General features: G+C 69.8%; 14 protein-coding genes and 1 pseudogene. 11 read left to right on the forward strand and 4 right to left on the reverse strand.

Annotated elements, in window-relative coordinates; all coding sequences use genetic code 11:
* Window positions 1-120: 120 nt before the first annotated feature.
* From AB0C20_RS01010 to AB0C20_RS01025, 4 genes are all read left to right on the forward strand, one after another.
* Window positions 121-1,014 (forward strand): hypothetical protein, encoded by an 894-nt coding sequence (locus AB0C20_RS01010; RefSeq protein ID WP_357179801.1) that lies wholly within the window; start codon window positions 121-123, stop codon window positions 1,012-1,014.
* 82 nt (window positions 1,015-1,096) lie between these two features.
* Window positions 1,097-3,550, forward strand: a complete 2,454-nt coding sequence (locus AB0C20_RS01015) for an AAA family ATPase (RefSeq protein WP_357566960.1) — start codon at window positions 1,097-1,099, stop codon at window positions 3,548-3,550.
* On the forward strand, window positions 3,547-3,945 hold the full coding sequence (locus AB0C20_RS01020; protein ID WP_357179795.1) for a hypothetical protein: 399 nt from the start codon (window positions 3,547-3,549) through the stop codon (window positions 3,943-3,945). Before AB0C20_RS01015 ends, AB0C20_RS01020 begins: the two co-directional genes overlap by 4 nt.
* Before the next feature lie 118 nt (window positions 3,946-4,063).
* Window positions 4,064-5,674, forward strand: a complete 1,611-nt coding sequence (locus AB0C20_RS01025; protein WP_357179792.1) for a hypothetical protein — start codon at window positions 4,064-4,066, stop codon at window positions 5,672-5,674.
* Window positions 5,675-5,912: 238 nt separating this feature from the next.
* Here the strand turns inward: AB0C20_RS01025 and AB0C20_RS01030 are convergent, their stop codons facing one another.
* Window positions 5,913-6,260, reverse strand: coding sequence for a hypothetical protein (locus AB0C20_RS01030; RefSeq protein WP_357179789.1), 348 nt, complete (start codon window positions 6,258-6,260; stop codon window positions 5,913-5,915).
* Between the two features lie 454 nt (window positions 6,261-6,714).
* Here AB0C20_RS01030 and AB0C20_RS01035 point away from each other — a divergent pair, with 454 nt between their 5' ends.
* Entirely contained in the window at window positions 6,715-7,098 is a 384-nt protein-coding gene (locus tag AB0C20_RS01035) for a hypothetical protein (protein WP_357566961.1), read from the forward strand.
* Window positions 7,099-7,196: 98 nt separating this feature from the next.
* On the forward strand, window positions 7,197-8,033 hold the full coding sequence (locus tag AB0C20_RS01040) for an aldo/keto reductase (RefSeq protein ID WP_357566962.1): 837 nt from the start codon (window positions 7,197-7,199) through the stop codon (window positions 8,031-8,033).
* A gap of 52 nt (window positions 8,034-8,085) precedes the next feature.
* Here AB0C20_RS01040 and AB0C20_RS01045 read toward each other — a convergent pair whose 3' ends face one another.
* Window positions 8,086-8,559, reverse strand: coding sequence for a VOC family protein (locus AB0C20_RS01045; protein WP_357179783.1), 474 nt, complete (start codon window positions 8,557-8,559; stop codon window positions 8,086-8,088).
* 104 nt (window positions 8,560-8,663) lie between these two features.
* Here AB0C20_RS01045 and AB0C20_RS01050 point away from each other — a divergent pair, with 104 nt between their 5' ends.
* Window positions 8,664-9,680 (forward strand): YafY family protein, encoded by a 1,017-nt coding sequence (locus AB0C20_RS01050; protein ID WP_357566963.1) that lies wholly within the window; start codon window positions 8,664-8,666, stop codon window positions 9,678-9,680.
* An 80-nt stretch (window positions 9,681-9,760) separates the two neighbouring features.
* Here AB0C20_RS01050 and AB0C20_RS01055 read toward each other — a convergent pair whose 3' ends face one another.
* Together AB0C20_RS01055 and AB0C20_RS01060 are read right to left on the reverse strand one after the other, a co-directional pair.
* The gene (locus tag AB0C20_RS01055) at window positions 9,761-11,830 is read right to left on the reverse strand and encodes a phosphocholine-specific phospholipase C (RefSeq protein ID WP_357566964.1); all 2,070 of its coding nucleotides are present in this window, start codon (window positions 11,828-11,830) and stop codon (window positions 9,761-9,763) included.
* 134 nt (window positions 11,831-11,964) lie between these two features.
* Window positions 11,965-12,891: an AraC family transcriptional regulator gene (locus tag AB0C20_RS01060; RefSeq protein ID WP_357566965.1), complete on the reverse strand. Its 927-nt coding sequence runs from the start codon at window positions 12,889-12,891 to the stop codon at window positions 11,965-11,967.
* A 103-nt stretch (window positions 12,892-12,994) separates the two neighbouring features.
* On the opposite strand from AB0C20_RS01060, the gene AB0C20_RS01065 reads away from it, so the two are divergent.
* The 4 genes and pseudogenes from AB0C20_RS01065 to AB0C20_RS01080 all read left to right on the forward strand — a co-directional run bounded on the left by AB0C20_RS01065 (window position 12,995) and on the right by AB0C20_RS01080 (window position 16,274).
* A complete protein-coding gene (locus AB0C20_RS01065; RefSeq protein WP_357566966.1) occupies window positions 12,995-13,825 on the forward strand; it encodes an NAD(P)H-binding protein in 831 nt (276 codons plus the stop codon).
* Window positions 13,826-13,916: 91 nt separating this feature from the next.
* Window positions 13,917-14,960 carry an SEC-C domain-containing protein gene (locus AB0C20_RS01070; protein WP_357566967.1) on the forward strand — a complete coding sequence of 348 codons (1,044 nt, stop codon included), beginning with the start codon at window positions 13,917-13,919 and terminating at the stop codon, window positions 14,958-14,960.
* 89 nt (window positions 14,961-15,049) lie between these two features.
* A pseudogene (locus AB0C20_RS01075) lies at window positions 15,050-15,636 on the forward strand (metallophosphoesterase).
* A gap of 2 nt (window positions 15,637-15,638) precedes the next feature.
* Window positions 15,639-16,274, forward strand: coding sequence for a LysE family translocator (locus AB0C20_RS01080; protein WP_357566968.1), 636 nt, complete (start codon window positions 15,639-15,641; stop codon window positions 16,272-16,274).
* Window positions 16,275-16,311: the final 37 nt, after the last annotated feature.

Genomic DNA, 16,311 nt, shown 5'->3' on the forward strand with positions numbered 1-16,311 from the left:
GATTGGTGCTGACCCCTGCCTACTGATTCGTCTACGTCATCAGCTCGAAAGCGTCTGACTTCCCCGTCACTCAGTCCGCCTGGTTCCAGGCCGCGGACCTTCCTCCCTGCGGAGACGACAATGGCCCGTTCTGAGCCGTACGACGCGCTCGCCTGCACCATCCGCCTGCACCGAGCTGTCCGCGCGTCCGGCGCGCTGCTCACCACTGCCCTACTGGCCATGATGCTGACCGGCTGCGGCGACGAGAAGCGCTCCACCGCCACGCCGGTGACCGCCACGCCGAGCATGTCCGCCTCCTCCAGTACGTCGCCAACGCTTCCTCCTTCCGACCGGGACGGCGACGCTATCCCCGACTCCAGCGACTCCTATCCGGACGACCCGAAGAACACCCCGCAGCAGCCGCCGGTCAGCTTTGAGTGCGACACGGGTAACGACTGGGATGCGCTGCTCACGGTGCGGCCCGGCAAGGACGGCCGGCCGGACTTCAGCGAGGTGTGGGCGGCGAAGCCGACGTCCTGTGATGCCCAGACAGAGATCCAGCCCGTAACCGACACCGAAAAGGCCGCGCTGACGACGTCCAAGTACGACGACGGGGATATCGCGACCCTGTACGAGATGTGTGCCGCCGTCGACCCCGAGGACACGTACTTGGAAGCTGGCTTCGCCGCCAGCAGCGAGCAGATCCCCGAGATCAACGCAGCCCTCCTGCTCTGTCCCAGCTACCCGTACGCGAAGAAGTGGCGCGAGACGGTGAAGCGCGGGCAGGTCGACGCGGACCTGGCAGCCCAGGGTCGGATCTTCGGCGAGGGCACGTTCCGCGTCGGTAAGGAGATCAAGCCCGGCACGTACGTCACCACGGATGTCGACGGCTGCTATTGGGAACGGCAGGACAGCTCCGGCCACACGATCGACAACTACTTCACCAATAGCGCCCGCCGAGTGCAGGTGACGATCCGCTCCTCCGACTACGCCTTCAGCTCCCAGAACTGCGGCGAGTGGCGCCCCGCGCGCTGAGCCGCAGCACCGACATCCACCGCTCACCCCGGGCGGGCCGACGCGCCGTCGGCCCGCGGACACCACACGCCTGGAGACGACAATGACCCAGCCCGCACAGACCACCGCGCCCCTGATCGACCTGATCTTCGACCGCCTCGCCGACGCAGGCGACGTACCCACCGAGACCGCCGAACTGGTCCTTGCCGCGCTGACCAGCGAGGACGACCTGGCCGCGGCACTCGCCGGCACTCCCACCCGGCTCGACCCCCGCTCCCCCACCGACGACGGTCCGGCGGAACGGATCTGGTTGAAGTCGGTGACCGTCGCCGGGTTCCGTGGCGTCGGCCCGGAACGGACCATCCAGATCGGCCCCGGGCCGGGTTTCACACTGGTCGTCGGCCGCAACGGCTCCGGCAAGTCCAGCTTCGCCGAGGCTGCCGAACTCGCCCTCACCGGGGACAGCGCCCGGTGGGCCGACAAGACCAGCGTCTGGCGTACCGGGTGGCGCAACCTGCACAACCCGGACCCGTGCTGGGTGGGTGTGGAGCTGCGCGTCGACGGGGTGGCCACGCCGACCCGGGTGAACCGCGCCTGGCCGGTCGGGGCGGAACTGGCCGACGCCGAGGTGACCGTCACCAGCGCACGGGGCCGGCACGCGGACCTCTCCGAGCTGGGTCTGGCCCGCTCGCTGGAGCTGTACCGGCCGTTCCTCACTGCCGCCGAGCTGGGCAAGCTCGCCGCCGGAACACAGAGTCAGCTCTTCGACGCGCTCTTCGCGATTCTCGGGCTGGACGCGCTCACCGACGCCGACCAGCGTCTGCTGCGCGCCGCCCGGCCGCACGACACCAGCATCAAGGAGGTACGCGCACAGCGTGCCACCCTGGTCGCCACGCTCGACGGGATCGCGGACGAGCGGGCCCGGCGGGCCGCCGTGCTGCTGCGTGGCCGGGGCGTTGTCGACCTCGGCGCGGTGACGGCGATCCTCGACGAACCGGACGAGGCGACCACTGACCGGGAGGTGCTGCTCTGTCGGGAGCTCGCCGCCCTCGCCCCGCCGCCGGTCGACGAGGTGACAAGGCTCGCCGATCAGCTGCGGGACGCGGCGGTCGAGGCCCGGCGGTACGACGGTGGTCGGTCCCGGGCCGCGCTACGGAGCGCCGAACTGCTCCGTCTCGCCCTCGAACATCACGAGGACGAGGGCGACGGGTCGTGCCCGGTCTGCGCCACCGGCTCCCTCGACGGTGGCTGGCGTGCCGCCGCCGCAGAGTCGCTCAGCGAGCTTCGAGAGCGCAGCGTCGCTGCCCAGACGGCGACGACCCGGCTGACGGCTCTGCTGCGACAGACGCACCACCTGATCGACGACCTCGTTGTGCCCGGGGGCGCCGGGTCGGAGCCGACGGCCGGGGTGCTGCGTGACGCCGTTGCCGCGCTGCGGCGCGTACCCGGAGAGCCGGCCGAGCTGGCCGACCACCTGGCCGCCCGGTACCCGGCGGTGGTGGCGGCGGTCGACGCGGCCCGCGCGTACGCCGAGGGGTTTCTGCGGCAGCGCGACACTGGCTGGCGGGCGGCGGCGGCCGACGTGCGCGAGTGGGTGGCCACCGTCGGCGGTCTGCCGGCGCGGGAGGCGGCCCTGGCCCGGTTGAAGGCCGCACGCGCGTGGTTGAAGGACGCCGGTGCGCAGATTCGCAGCGAGCGGGTCGCGCCGTTTGCCGGGCACTCGCAGCGGATCTGGGCGCAGCTGCGGCAGGAGAGCAACGTCGAGCTGGGGTCGATGACGTTGGAAGGCGCGAACACCCGGCGGCGGGTGGTCTTCCCGGTCAGCGTGGACGGGGTCGACAACGGCACGGCGCTGGGTGTGATGAGCCAGGGTGAGATGCAGGCGCTCGGGCTGGCGACGTTCCTGCCCCGAAGCTGCGCCCCGGAGAGCCCGTTCCGGTTCATCGTGGTCGACGACCCGGTGCAGAGCATGGACCCGTCGAAGGTGGACGGTCTCGCGCGGGTGCTCGCCGAGCTGGCCGAGCAGCGGCAGGTGGTCGTCTTCACCCACGACACCCGGCTGCCGGACGCGGTCCGCCGTCTCGGTCTCGGCAAGGCGCGGATCATCGAGGTGACCCGCGCGGAGAAGTCGGTGGTGACGCTGCGGCCCGGCTCCGACCCGGTGACCCGCTACCTGGACGACGCGTACGCGTTGGCGCGTAACGAGGAGATCCCCGCCGACGTGCGCGGGCCGGTGGTCGCGGAGCTGTGCCGCTCTGCCGTCGAGGCGGCATGCCATCGCTCGGTCTGGCGGAACCGGGTGGCCCGAGGCGTTCGGCACACCGACATCGAGGAGGCGATCGAGGAGGCATCCCGACGGGTCGCCACCACCGTCGCGTTGGCGGTGTTCGACGACGCCGAGAAGGGTGGTGACGTGCTCGGCTGGCTGGGCCGCCGGCACGGACGACGTGCGGTGAACGCGTACCAGGCATGTCGGGAGGGTGTGCACGGCGCGTACCTGGCCGACCTGCCCGGCCTGGTCGCGGACGCCCGCCTCCTCGTGGCGGCGCTGTCGTGACCGCGCCGACGCCACAGCGCTGCCTGGCGGCGGCCGATCAGCTGCTGCGCGGGGCCGGGCTGCTCGGCACCACGGCGGTGACCGCGGGCTGGTGGCCGCGGGCCTGCGCCTGCCTGATCCGGCTCGCCCTCGAAGGCGGTGTCGACGGCTACTGGCGGCGGGTGCAGCCGGCCGTGGCGGCGTGCCGGCAGGGCCGCGCGAAGCAGTTGATGCTGCGCGGCCGGCTCGGTCCGGGCCGCGAGACCGCTCGTCGCGTGGCGTTCGCCTGGGTGACGCTTTCCGCCGCCACGCACCACCACTGCTACGAGCTTGCCCCTGGCGCAGCAGAGCTGCGGCGCCTACACACCGAGGTGAGCACCCTGCTCGCACAACTGGAGCCCACGACCCGCAGGTGATCTGTTCAGTCACTCGCGTGTGGACCTTACGCGAAATGAGGTACCGCTCCGGATGAGCCAGGGTGACCACGTTGACACGTAATGTGATGCTCTTGCTGTCGATCATGAAGGACGTGGGATGGCACCCGAAGCCGAGGCATCCGAGAACGAACTCTCCACACTCGTTGACAACGGCACCCTCGACGCCACGGTTCTCCCCGACGACGAGCCGACCGTCAGCCTCGTCGAGATCGAGCCGGGATTGGCCGTGCTCTTCGGGGACCAGCCGCCCATCGGCTTCGACGTGATCCCTTTCGAAATGATGAGCGCTCACGCAAAGCAAGGCCTTACCGACAAGCTCGCGATGGCCTCGGGCATCGGCAATCTCGCGGCGCAGGGTGCACAGGGTGCGACCACGGTGCAGGGGCTCGTGCGTTTGGCGCCCGAGACGTTGGAGGCGCTCAAGACCGCGCAACCGATGACGTCAGGCGGCTGGAACCTGGGTGCTCTCGTCACGACCAACGGGAAGATCGCCAACCTGGTGCGCTGGGCACCCGTGACAGGGGCGCAGACCGCCTCCATCCTCAGCGCTCTCGGGCCGGCCGCCGCACTCCTGGCACTGCAGGTGCAACTGGCGTCGATCTCACGTCGACTTGACGAGAACGTCCAACTGACTCGCGACGTTCTTCGGGCGCTGCACGAGGATCAGTGGGCGACGCTGCTCGGCCTGCATGAGACGACGCTGCGCGCCGTACGTGAGGCCCAGGCGGCCAGCGGCGTCAACGACCACGTCTTCGCCTCCATCGCGACCAGGGACGCGGACCTACGCAAGCAACGGCACCTCTTCACGTCGCTCGTCCGCCGGCACATCACGGCGCTCGATACTGACGGGCAGAGCCGTCGCACCTACGTTCAGAAGAACGTCGACCAGATTCTCGCCGACGCTCACGGCATGCTCATGGCGGAGTGGTCCTGGTATCGCTTCCAGGTGTTGCGCGCGGGACACATCAGCCGCGACGAGGCCCATGCCGCCGAGAACGAGGGCCTGCTGGCCGAGTTGGTCGCCGAGACTCAGCGTGAGCACACCCAAGTCATGGAGGACGTGGCGGATCTGCTTGCCGGTCTTGAACGTCAATGTCGTCTGATCGCCGAGCTTCCGGCCGAGTTCAGTCTGCCGTTCACCGCGAAGCGCCAGGACATCAAATCCGCTGTCGACATGGCCGAGGCGTTGGCCGAGCGGGTGGCAATTCTTCGCAACCGTGTGCACACCCAGACCGCTCCGCTGGATCCGCCTCTCACCGTCTTCGCCGAGGCTGTGCCAGATGAGGTGCTGCGAATCCTCCGATGGGTCGTGCCTGGCGAGGAACCCCTGCTAGCCATCGCCGATGTCAACCTCGACCGCCTCGTCGGCGAGGACGCCTACCTGGGAGTGACACCCGCACGTCTCTTCATCTCGGCACAGAGTTCGGTTCGCAAACAAGGCACGATCGAGCGCGAGTTCCCTCTAGCGGACGTTCGCTACGTGCGGTTCTGCGAACGCGACAAGCGAGGCCCAGTCCTGGACATCATCACGACGGACGAGAACATCAGGCTCACCTTCGACGACTGGGCCGGCAAGGGGCAAGGGTTGGACGACAGCCGTCGGCTCGCCAATCTCCTGACCGCCGCGATGAATCTGCCCGAGACCGAGCGGCGTACCGACCCGCTGCTGGGCGGCGGTTCCTCGACTGAGCGGGCGATCACCCGGTAACCGGCCGCGACCGGATCGATCTGTATCTGGCCACTGGCCGAACCCGGATCCCCGACCCGGAGCACTACGACCCCGACGAGGCCTCCTAACTAGCGGCACCATCGCCGGCCAGACGTATGCCACTCTGGCCGGCCCGGCAACGTCCCGGCGTCGCCTGCTCGACCGGCGGGGCGATCCGGGCAATTCCGGCTCGGTGCTTTCCCGGTGGCCGTTCGCGAACGACCACCGGGAAAGCTGGTCAACCGGCCCGGTAGGAGAGGTAGTAGCCCTCGTACGGCCAGCTGTGGAAGTTGTTGAGCTCGGACGCAGCGCCGGTGCAGTCGGAGGTCCGGTAGCCAGAGACGGAACCGAAGCCGTTCCAGCCGATCGCCCAGATCGCCTCGGCCGGGACCGGGCGGCAGATACCGTCGGGCGTGGCCTGCCTGCCTACGATGATCTGCGTGTAGGCCTGGTAGAAGACGAGGCCGGTGTCGGGAACCTTGAGCGTCTCGACAGCGGCTGCGGGCGACGCCGGTGTCGTCACGGCCAGTGTGGTGACCAGGGCGGCGGCGAGACCCGCAGCGATTCGGCTGGTAAATCTGCGCATGAGCTTCCCTTCCTAACGGTGTTCAGGGACGGGACCGGAGCTCGTTCAGCCCAGGCATATATTTACTTGCATCGATTATGTTCCCCGTGTCAACCAACCCGCCGCTGATCGCCGAGCGGCCCGAACGCAGAGCTGGCTGCGAGCTGGTCGCCTGCCACCCGAGTCGCGGGGGCGCTCGGAGGTGGCCGGATCGGCCGGCGGCCGGTCCCCCTGCTGGCGCCCTGCCGTCAGTGGCCGTAGGCGCCACGGCCTGCGGTGCGGGAGCAGCTCGTCGCCCTGACCCCTGGCTGCCGACCGGCAGTCCTGCTGTCGTCGCAAGCTGCGGCGGTCGTGACGCACTGTCCACACGCGAACGATGCGGCCGTCCGCCTGGGCGGCAGCGCAGGTACTTGACGGTGCAAATTTCCGCCGGTAGCTTGAGTTAATTCATTTTTATCAATGGAAGTGGGTAGCCGTGCTGTTGAAACCCTTCGCCATCGCCGGCGTCATCGCAGGTGTGCTGGCTGTTGCCCCCCCTGCCTCGGCGGCACCCCAGTCGGGGGCCGGCGTCTACCCGCCCGGGAACTGCCAGCCGGGCACATTCTGCGTCTGGCCCCACTGGGATCACCCGAACGGGGTTCCTACGGCGACTCCGTCCCTGGTGACCACGACGGAGTGGAGCGGCAACATCACGGGCTTCAACTACTACAACTACACGAACCGGAACGCCGAGATAAGCTGGTCGTTCACTACCCAAGGAATGACTCTCACCGGCACGGACTGCGCTCCTCCTGGTGACGGATTCTTCTACGTCCCCATGACCGTGACGAAGGTGAGCTGGCGGACGCGCGTCTGCTGAATCCCGCCGTCTTCTGCCTTCCGGGTTGCTCGTTCCGTCGCGTGCGCTCGACATTGAGCCACCGTCGGCGCGCAGCTCGTGCAGGTAGGGTCCCAATCATGACGATTCCCCATCTTGCGGCAGCCGACGGCACCACCCTGCCGGCGATCGGGCTCGGCACGTACCGGCTCAACGGCTCGGCGGGTGTCGACGCGATCGGTCAGGCGATCCGGGCGGGCTACCGGTTGATCGACTCGGCGGTGAACTACGAGAACGAGGGCGCTGTCGGCCGGGCGGCCCGTGCGGCCGGTGACGTGCGGGACGAGCTGGTCGTCACCTCGAAGCTGCCGGGACGGCACCACCGCTACGACGAGGCGCTGACCACCATCGAGGAGAGTGTGTTCCGCACCGGCCTCGACCGCATCGACCTGTACCTGATCCACTGGCCGAACCCGAAGGTCGACCTGTACGTGCAGGCGTGGCGGGCGCTGATCGAGGCGCGTGAGCGTGGGCTGGTTCGGCACATCGGGCTCTCCAACTTCCTGCCCGAGCACATCGAGCGGCTGGTGGCCGAGACCGGGGTCGCCCCGGTGGTCAACCAGATCGAGGTGCACCCGTACTTTCCGCAGCAGGAGGCGATCGACTACCACCGGGAGAACGGCATCCTGGTGCAGGGTTGGAGCCCGCTCGGCCATGGCAACGACCTGCAGCAGCACCCCGTCGTCGTGGAGATCGCGACCGCGCTCGGCGTCAGCCCGGCGCAGGCGATCCTCGCCTGGCACGTGGCCCGTCAGGTGATCCCGCTGCCCAAGGCCGCCTCCCCGCAGCGGCAGGTCGAGAACCTGGATGTCTTCGGCATCAAGCTCACCGACGCGCAGGTCGAGGCCATCACCGCGCTGGGCCGCTCGGACGGGCGGCTCTCGGATCAGGACCCGGCGGTGTACGAGGAGTTCTGACGGACCCGACCCGGCCATCCGGGGCGAGGCCCTGGTGACCTCTACAGCAACGTCAGCCGTGGGGAGCGAACTCGGCACTCTGGACGTACTCCATTGCCTTGGCGAACTCGGGGTCGTCGAGCCGTCGACCCATCTCCTCCTCGGTGGGCTCCGCGACGCGCTGGTGGATCCACCACAGGTTGCCGAGCGGGTCGCGGAAGCGGCTGACCCGGTCGCCCCAGAAGAGCTCGGTCGGCTCGGTGACGACGTTCGCTCCGCGTTCGACGGCCCGGCTGAGCACCTCGGCGTCGTCGGCGACGTAGAGACGCAGGAAGGCGGGTGTGGCCGGCCACTGAGGTTTGTCGAACATCATCACGACCGAGTCCCCGATACGGACCTCGGCGTGGCCGATCACACCGTCCACCTCCATGCGGGCCAGTTCGGTGGCGTCGAAGACGCCGACTATGAAATCGATCAGTGCGCCCGTCCTCCCCGGCGAGATGATCCAGGGGGTCACGGTGTGGTATCCGTCGGGAACGACCTTCATCGGTTTGTCTCCTTCTTCAGGTGCGGCTTTGGCGCACTGAGATGGACGACGGTAGACCCGATCTAGGCTGGTACCTGTCCTAGATCGACACGCATCATGGGAGCATGCGCGACACACCGGCCCGCCTGTTACGACTGCTCTCCCTTCTGCAGACGCCCCGCGAATGGCCCGGCAGCGAACTCGCCGAGCGTCTCGCGGTCACCCCGCGGACCGTGCGCCGCGACATCGACCGGCTGCGTGAGCTGGGCTATCCGGTCCAGGCCAGCCTGGGCGTACTGGGCGGCTACCGACTGGTCGCGGGTAAGGCGATGCCTCCGCTGCTGCTCGATGACGAGGAGGCAGTGGCGATCGCCGTCGGCCTGCACACAGCAGCCCGGCAACCGGTCGCCGGCATCGCCGAGGCGTCGGTGCGGGCGCTCACCAAACTGCAGCAGGTGCTGCCGCCGCGCCTGCGCCGCCACGTCGGCACCCTCGCCGCGGCCACCGTGTCGTCGACCGCGGCGGCGGTGTCGCTTGTCGATCCGACGCAGCTCATCGTCCTCGCGGCAGCGGCCTCGGCACACGAGCGGGTCCGCTTCGACTACCGCGACGGCGATGGCGGCGTCAGCCGGCGGCTCGTCGAACCGCACCGGCTCGTCGTGGTGGGCCATCGATGGTACGTCGTCTCCTACGACAACGAGCGCGAGGACTGGCGCACGTTCCGCGTCGACCGCATCGAACACGCCACCACAACCGGGGTACGGGTGGCGCCCCGCGAGCTGCCAACCGACGACGCGTCCGCGTTCGTGACCGACCAGCTCTACAGCCTGGCACCGGTGTTCCGGGCGGTGGCGACGCTCGCGATGCCGGCTGGGCAGGCGACTGCCCGGCTGGGCGACCACGCCGGCGAGTTGGAGCCGCTCGACGACGCGTCGTGCCGATGGCACAGCCCGGAAGACACGGTCGACTGGCTCGCCTTCCGGCTCACGCTGCTCGGGTGCGACTTCACCGTTCACGAGCCGGTGGAGCTGGTCGACCATCTACGTCGGCTCGGCGACCGCGTCGCCCGCGCCGTAGCCGCACCGGCAGTGGACGTCCCGACGGGCGGAGGCCGTGATGAGCGTTATGACTCTGGGGTATAGACATACCGCTGAGTCATGACGCTCACCACCATGGCCCCGCCGACCACCGCGCGCGTCATCCCGCGCCGGGTCGGAGCGCCCTAGACGAGCCCGCCGAGGGCCGGGTCGCTGATGCTGTCCTTGCCGTTCTCGACGTGACCCGAGCAGCGGTACGCGAAGTCGGCGTCACCGGCGACGGAGACCGTCAGGTCGTACCAGCCGTGGGTGCGGGCGAGCGCCCACGTGACGCGCTCGGTCTCGCCGGGGCGCAGCGACAGCTTGACCGGCCGGGTGTTGTACCCGTCCCGGACGGTCACCTCGACCCGCTTCGAACCTCGGTTCTTGAGGGTCAGGGCCACTTTGTAGTCGTGCTCGTCGTAGGCGGGGGTGACGTCGAGCTGGGACCGACCGGCGGTGAACCGGCGGAAGAACCCGTTCGGTCCGTGTACCGACAGGTCGTAATCGGGGGTGACCGGCCAGGTGTCGGTCAGGTGCTTGCCCGGCTCGACGGTGTAGCTGCGTGGGGCGTCCGCGCTGCCCGCCTCGCGGACCTGGAAGACAGCGGCGACCCCGCCGGAGTTGCGGAAGTCGATCCGGAACGAGTCGTCACCGCGGCGCCCGTCGGCGTGCAGGGTGTACGGGATCGGCCGCGCCGGGCGTACTCCGTGCTCCTGCTTCGGCAGTCGCTGGTCCGCCGGCGGGACCGGCACCTCGTCGGGGTGCCGGACCAAGTCCTCGGGCTTGAAGTCCTCGGTGTCGGGCAACCTGACCTCGCGCGAGCGGTTCGGGTGCCGGAAGTCGAACGCGGTGGTCAGGTCGCCGACGACGGCCCGCCGCCACGGGGTGATGTTCTTCTCGATCAGGTCCGGCCGGCCGTGCCCGAACCGCGCCTCCAGGAACTTGATCAGTGAGGTGTGGTCGAAGACCTGCGAGTTGACGTACCCGCCGCGCGTCCACGGCGAGACGATGACCATCGGCACCCGGATGCCGAGGCCGTACGGCCCGGCCGGGTGGTCGGCGTCGCCGGGGAAGATCTCGTTGGTGGTCGGCACCGTCGACTGACCGTGCTCGCGGGTCTGCGGGGGCGTCGGCGGGACCACGTGGTCGAAGAAGCCGCCCTCCTCGTCGTAGGTGATGAAGAGCGCCATCTTGCTCCACACCTCGGGGTTCGAGGCGAGGATGTCGATGACCTGCGAGATGTACCAGGAGCCGTACGCCGGCTCCCAGTTCGGGTGCTCGGTGTACGCCTCGGGCGCGGTGATCCAGGAGACCTCCGGCAGGCGTCCCGCCTCGACGTCGGCGCGGAAGTCGGCAAGCAGCGCCTCCGGGTCGCGACCCTGGGTCCTGACCTCGGTGCCGGTCTTGGCCCTGTCGGCCAGCGGCGTCCCGGGCTGCGCGTTCTGGTACTGGTGGAAGTAGAGCAGCGAGTTGTCGCCGTAGTTGCCGATGTACGGGTCGTTCGTCCAGCCCCAGGACCCGGCGGCGTTGAGGCCGGTGCCGACGTCCTGGTAGATCTTCCAGGAGATGCCGTTGCGCTCCAGCCGCTCCGGGTACGTGGACCAGTCGTAGCCGGCCTCGGCGTTGGTGATGACCGGGCCGCCGCCCTTGCCGTCGTTGCCGACCCAGCCGCTCCACATGTGGTAACGGTTCGGGTCGGTCGGGCCCATCAGCGAGCAGTGGTAACTGTCGCAGACTGTGAAGGCGTCGGCGAGCGCGTAGTGGTACGGCAGGTCCTGGCGGGTGTGGTAGGTCATCGCCGTGACGCCCTTGTTCGGCACCCACTTGTCGAACCGGCCGTCGTTCCAGGCGGCGTGCCCGTCGTTCCAGCCGTGCGGCGGGTCCGGCAGGAAGGTCTGGCCGAGATCCTTCACCTCGGGGCGGAAGGGCAGCAGCTCGTCGGCCCCGTTGGGCTGGTGCCACACGTCCTTGCCGGACGGCAGTGTCGCCGGATGGGGATCACCGAATCCGCGTACGCCGCGCATGGTGCCGAAGTAGTGGTCGAAGGAGCGGTTCTCCTGCATCAGGATGATGACGTGCTCGACGTCAGTGATCGTGCCGGTCCGGTTGTTCGCCGGGATGGCGAGCGCCTTGCTGAGGTCCAACGGGAGCGCCGCGCCGATCGCGGGAACTCCCATCGCCTTGAGGAACGTACGGCGATCCACTGTGCCCATAACTCCGCCTTTGTGCGATCTGGTCGGGAAACTGGCGACCGGACGCTACCGACGACGGGTTGACGGCAGATGACAGTAGTTAGTTGGTTTTGCGACCACTCGTCGACCGGCTCTGGGCCTGAAAGAGCAGCCGCTCAGGCCGCCGTGGCGTCGACCCGGGTGACCCGTCGATGCCCGCTCGGGCTCATGCCGTGCACGCGTTTGAAGGCCGCGCTGAAGCCGAACGCGTCCGCGTACCCGAGGTGACGTGCCACGGCGGCGACGGTCGCAGTCGATTCGGCGAGCATGTCGGCGGCCAGTGTCATGCGCCAGTCGGTCAGGTAGGTGAGCGGCGGTTCGCCCACCATCGCGGTGAACCGTTTGGCAAGTGTGGACCGGGACACCCCGGCCTGCGCGGCCAGGCTGGCCAGGGTCCACGGCCGGCCCGGCGCGTCGTGCATGGCGCGCAGCACCGGGCCGACAGTGTCGTCGCTCAGCGCGCGGTACCAGCCGGGGGCCGCGGCCTCCGGCTGGTCGAACCAGTCGCGCACCGTGCACACCAACAGCCAGTCCAGGAGGCGGTCCAGCACGACCTGGCGTCCGGGCCGACCCGCGTCGAGTTGGGCGTCCAGGTAGTCGCGCAGCGCGGCGCAGTCCTGGTCCTCCGGCACGACGAGCACCGGCGGCAGCGCGCCCAGCAACCGCTGGGGCACCCGACGCCGGACGTGGTAGACCCCGACCAGCAGCACGAGGCGCTCGGTGAGGTCCGCGCCGACCGGGTCGGCCACCCCGGTCTGGCCGCGCCGGACGTCTCGCAGTTCCCCGGGCTCGAAGCTCGACCGGGGCTCGGCGGAGAACACGAACGGCGCGGGCCCACGCACGGTGGCCGCCTCGCCGACCCGGACCAGGCGAGGCTTGTCGCTCTCCGGGTGGGAGATCCAGCCTTCGCCGCGCATCGGGACGCAGAGCGTCAGCGGGGCGCCGTCGGTGAACCGCAGCGCCGACGGCGGCGTCAGCACCGACCGGCCGAAGGCAGCGCCGTTGGCGTGCAAACCGCGCAGCAGACTGTCGAACGGGTCCATGTCACCGACGATAGATCGCGGAGGATGGACCGCGGACGATCGGACATGCCTGGCGTACGACAGGACATGTCCCGCCCTCGACCGGGCGCGTTGACTCGTGGTCATGACGACTGACGCACCTTCGATACTCGTGATGGCCGGCACCGGCAAGACCGGTCGTCGGCTGGTCCAGACGCTGCGGGCGGCGGGTCGGCACGCCCGGGCTGCCTCTCGCTCCGGTGAGGTGCGGTTCGACTGGTCGCGGCGGGACACCTGGCGACCTGCCCTGGCGGGCGCCTCGGCCGTCTACCTGCTGGCGCCGGAGGACCCCGCGCTGGCCACCGACTTCGTGACCCAGGCGGTCGACTCGGGTGTCGGCCGGTTCGTGGCGCTGTCCGGGCGCGGGATCGACCAGATCGGCGACTTCTCCCCCGGCATGCTCGCCGCCGAGGAGGCGGTGCGGAAATCCGGCATCGAGTGGACGATCATCCGGGCGAACAACTTCAGTCAGAACTTCAGCGAGGATCTCTGGCGCCAACCACTGCTCGACGGTCGGCTGGCCCTGCCGATGGGCACCACGCCGGAGCCGTTCGTCGACGCTCAGGACGTCGCCGACGTGGCCGCGACGCTGTTGACGTCGCCCGGTCACCACGAACAGGTGTACGACCTGTCCGGTCCTCGTGCGCTCACCTTCGCCGCGGCGGTGGCGACGATCGCCCGGGTGAGCGGCCGTTCGATCCGCTACCTGGAGCTCACCCCGGAGCAGTACCACGCGGAACTGCTCGCTGAGGGTTATCCGGAGGAGACGGCCACGGCGCTGAACGCTCTGTTCGCCGGGATGCGGGCGGGCCATCTCGCCGAACCGACCGACGGGGTACGTCGGGTTCTCGGACGGGACCCGCTCGACTTCGACAGCTACGCCGTCCAGGCTGCGGCGGCCGGCGCGTGGTCGTAGTCCGCCCGCGGGCGGCATGAGAGGCGGCATGAGAGCGGCGTAACAGGTGATCTGCCCGCATACCATCAGCACCCCGACGTACCGTGAGATCGTGCCGACGAGAGAGATACTCACCAAGGCTGACCTCGCCGAACTTCGCCGTTCGGCGCTCGGGACGGCCGATCCGCTCGGTGTCGCCGCCAACCTCGCGGAGGCCGCCGAGCAGGGCCGGTTGGAGGATCCGGACGACGCCGGGGACGCGTTCACGCTGGCCGCCGAGATCGCGGAGATCCGGGCCAGGCCCGAGGCCGCGCTGCGGTACGCGGAGCAGGCCCTGGCGGCGTACCCGTCCGGCGACGACCCTCGGGCCGGGTTCGCCCGCGCGCTGCGGGCCCGCGCCCTGTTCCGGGCCGGTGGGCGCGACGACGAGGCGATGGCGGAGTTGACCGCGTTGCGCCCGTTGCTGCTCGTGCAGCCCGACGCCCCCGCCTACGTCAGTGCCGCGTTGGACGCCGGTGGGCGTTCGGCGACCGCTGAGACGTGGCTGAGCGAGGCGGCCGACAGAGTGCTCGACGAACGCGCGACCGCCGCGTCCGGACCGGCCAGCACCGCGATCGACCCGGTCGTCGATCTCGGTCCGCCGGACGCGCCCGGTGTCACCTTCTTCCTGTTGCAACAACGGCATCGGGTACGCCGGAATCTGAACCTGCCGCACGACCGGCAGGACGACCTGGCGGACCGGTTGGAGACCCAGCTCGTGCGTCGGGCCGGGGAGCGTCGGGACGCCGAGTCGGATCTGCTCTTCTGGCCAAGGGCCGAGTTCGATCGCCTGCTCGCCGAGCACCCCGCCCTCACCGAGGTGTACGGGCCGGACTGGGACGCTCACCGGGGCCGGTTGGAGACGGAGTTGGTTCGGTTGCGGGGTGCCGGTCAGGCGGGGTTGGGCGTGTTCGGTGCGACAGTGGCCGGGTTGACCGCGTTCGCCGGTCGACGCGGCGGCGATCCGGCCGACGCGGCGGTCCGGGCCGGCTACGCGGCCGAGGTGTCGGCGCGGCCCAGCGCACGGATCGCCTGGCCGCCGGAGCGCAACGACGCCTGCTGGTGTGGGTCGGGCCTCAAGTACAAGAAAGACTGCCTGCCGCGCTCGCGGAGCTGACCGCGGCGGCTGTCACGCTGCGGTGGCCGACCCGGCCCGGAGTAGCGTCCCTAACGGCTTCGACACTGATAGCCGTTAGGAGATCCTTCGTGCTGGTCATCGCGCATCTCAGTGACACCCACCTCGACAGCCATCCCCGGTCGGCCGAGCGGACCGCCCGGGTGATGGACTACCTGCACGGCCTACCTCGACCTGTCGACGCCATCCTGATCACCGGGGACATCGCCGACCACGGCGAGGTGGCCGAGTACGAGACCGCCGCGAAGCTCTTCGACTCCCCGCTGCCGGTCATGCTCTGTCCAGGCAACCATGATGTGCGCGACGCGTACCGCAAGGGTCTACTCGGTGACGACCGCGGCGGCACCGGCCCGATCAACGCCCGCCACGACGTGGCCGGGGCGGTCTTCCTCCTCGCCGACTCCTCAGTGCCCGGCGCGGACGACGGTCACCTGGACGAGGAGACGATGGCCTGGCTCACCGACGAGCTGTCCACACCGCCGCCGCGAGCACCTTCGCGGGCTGTCCACTGCGGATCGCCCCCGGTGTGGTCTCCACGCTGCGGATGCCGTGGGAGGGCGAGGGCCTGTTGACCACCCAGACCCAACCGCCCGGCGTCGCGTTCCACGTGTACGACGACGCCGGGCTGCTCACCACCCACTACCGGGTGGTGGTCTGAGCATGCGAGGGGTCGCTGTGCTCGGCTTCCTGCTCGCCGTCGCGCCGATCACCGCCACACCGGGCGCGAGCCTGACCCTGGTCGTCTCGCGGGTCGCCAGCGGCGGGCGGCGGCAGGGCTGGTGGGTGATCCTGGGTACGGTGACCGGGCTCTACGTGCACGCCACACTGGCCGCTGTCGGCCTGGCCGCGCTGGTGCTTCGCTCGTCGCAGGCGTTCTGGGTGGTCAAGCTGGTCGGGGCCGGTTATCTGGTCGGGCTCGGGCTCTGGATGCTCTGGTCCGCGTCGCGCCGTCGCACGGAGGCGGGACGGCGACCGACGGTTTCCGCCCGAAGGCTGCCCTGGCGCGTGGACCACCCGTACCTGCAAGGGTTGCTCGGCAACGTGCTGAACCCCAAGGCCGCCGCCATCTACCTCACGTTGGCACCACAGTTCCTCGAACCGGGCCGACCGGTGCTGGTGCCGATGGTGCTTCTCGCCACGGCGCACGCCGCGCTGGCCACCTGTTGGCTCGCCGGCTGGACGGTCGTCTCTGGTGCCGCCGCCCGGTTGCTGCGCACCGCATCGGTGCGACGACTGCTCGATCGGCTGACCGGCGTGCTCCTGGTCGGCCTCGGCGTACGCGCGGCGGCGACCTGAGCGATCGACGGGGATGACACGCCCGCGTGGTACCGAT

It is taken from the genome of Micromonospora sp. NPDC048843, assembly GCF_040649965.1.
GTDB lineage: Bacteria > Actinomycetota > Actinomycetes > Mycobacteriales > Micromonosporaceae > Micromonospora > Micromonospora hortensis.

Coding starts and splice junctions, on each gene's coding strand:
- AB0C20_RS01010 (WP_357179801.1), top strand. CDS start 121: ATGGCCCGTTCTGAGCCGTACGACGCGCTCGCCTGCACCATCCGCCTG.
- AB0C20_RS01015 (WP_357566960.1), top strand. CDS start 1,097: ATGACCCAGCCCGCACAGACCACCGCGCCCCTGATCGACCTGATCTTC.
- AB0C20_RS01025 (WP_357179792.1), top strand. CDS start 4,064: ATGGCACCCGAAGCCGAGGCATCCGAGAACGAACTCTCCACACTCGTT.
- AB0C20_RS01030 (WP_357179789.1), bottom strand. CDS start 6,260: ATGCGCAGATTTACCAGCCGAATCGCTGCGGGTCTCGCCGCCGCCCTG.
- AB0C20_RS01040 (WP_357566962.1), top strand. CDS start 7,197: ATGACGATTCCCCATCTTGCGGCAGCCGACGGCACCACCCTGCCGGCG.
- AB0C20_RS01045 (WP_357179783.1), bottom strand. CDS start 8,559: ATGAAGGTCGTTCCCGACGGATACCACACCGTGACCCCCTGGATCATC.
- AB0C20_RS01050 (WP_357566963.1), top strand. CDS start 8,664: ATGCGCGACACACCGGCCCGCCTGTTACGACTGCTCTCCCTTCTGCAG.
- AB0C20_RS01055 (WP_357566964.1), bottom strand. CDS start 11,830: ATGGGCACAGTGGATCGCCGTACGTTCCTCAAGGCGATGGGAGTTCCC.
- AB0C20_RS01060 (WP_357566965.1), bottom strand. CDS start 12,891: ATGGACCCGTTCGACAGTCTGCTGCGCGGTTTGCACGCCAACGGCGCT.
- AB0C20_RS01065 (WP_357566966.1), top strand. CDS start 12,995: ATGACGACTGACGCACCTTCGATACTCGTGATGGCCGGCACCGGCAAG.
- AB0C20_RS01080 (WP_357566968.1), top strand. CDS start 15,639: ATGCGAGGGGTCGCTGTGCTCGGCTTCCTGCTCGCCGTCGCGCCGATC.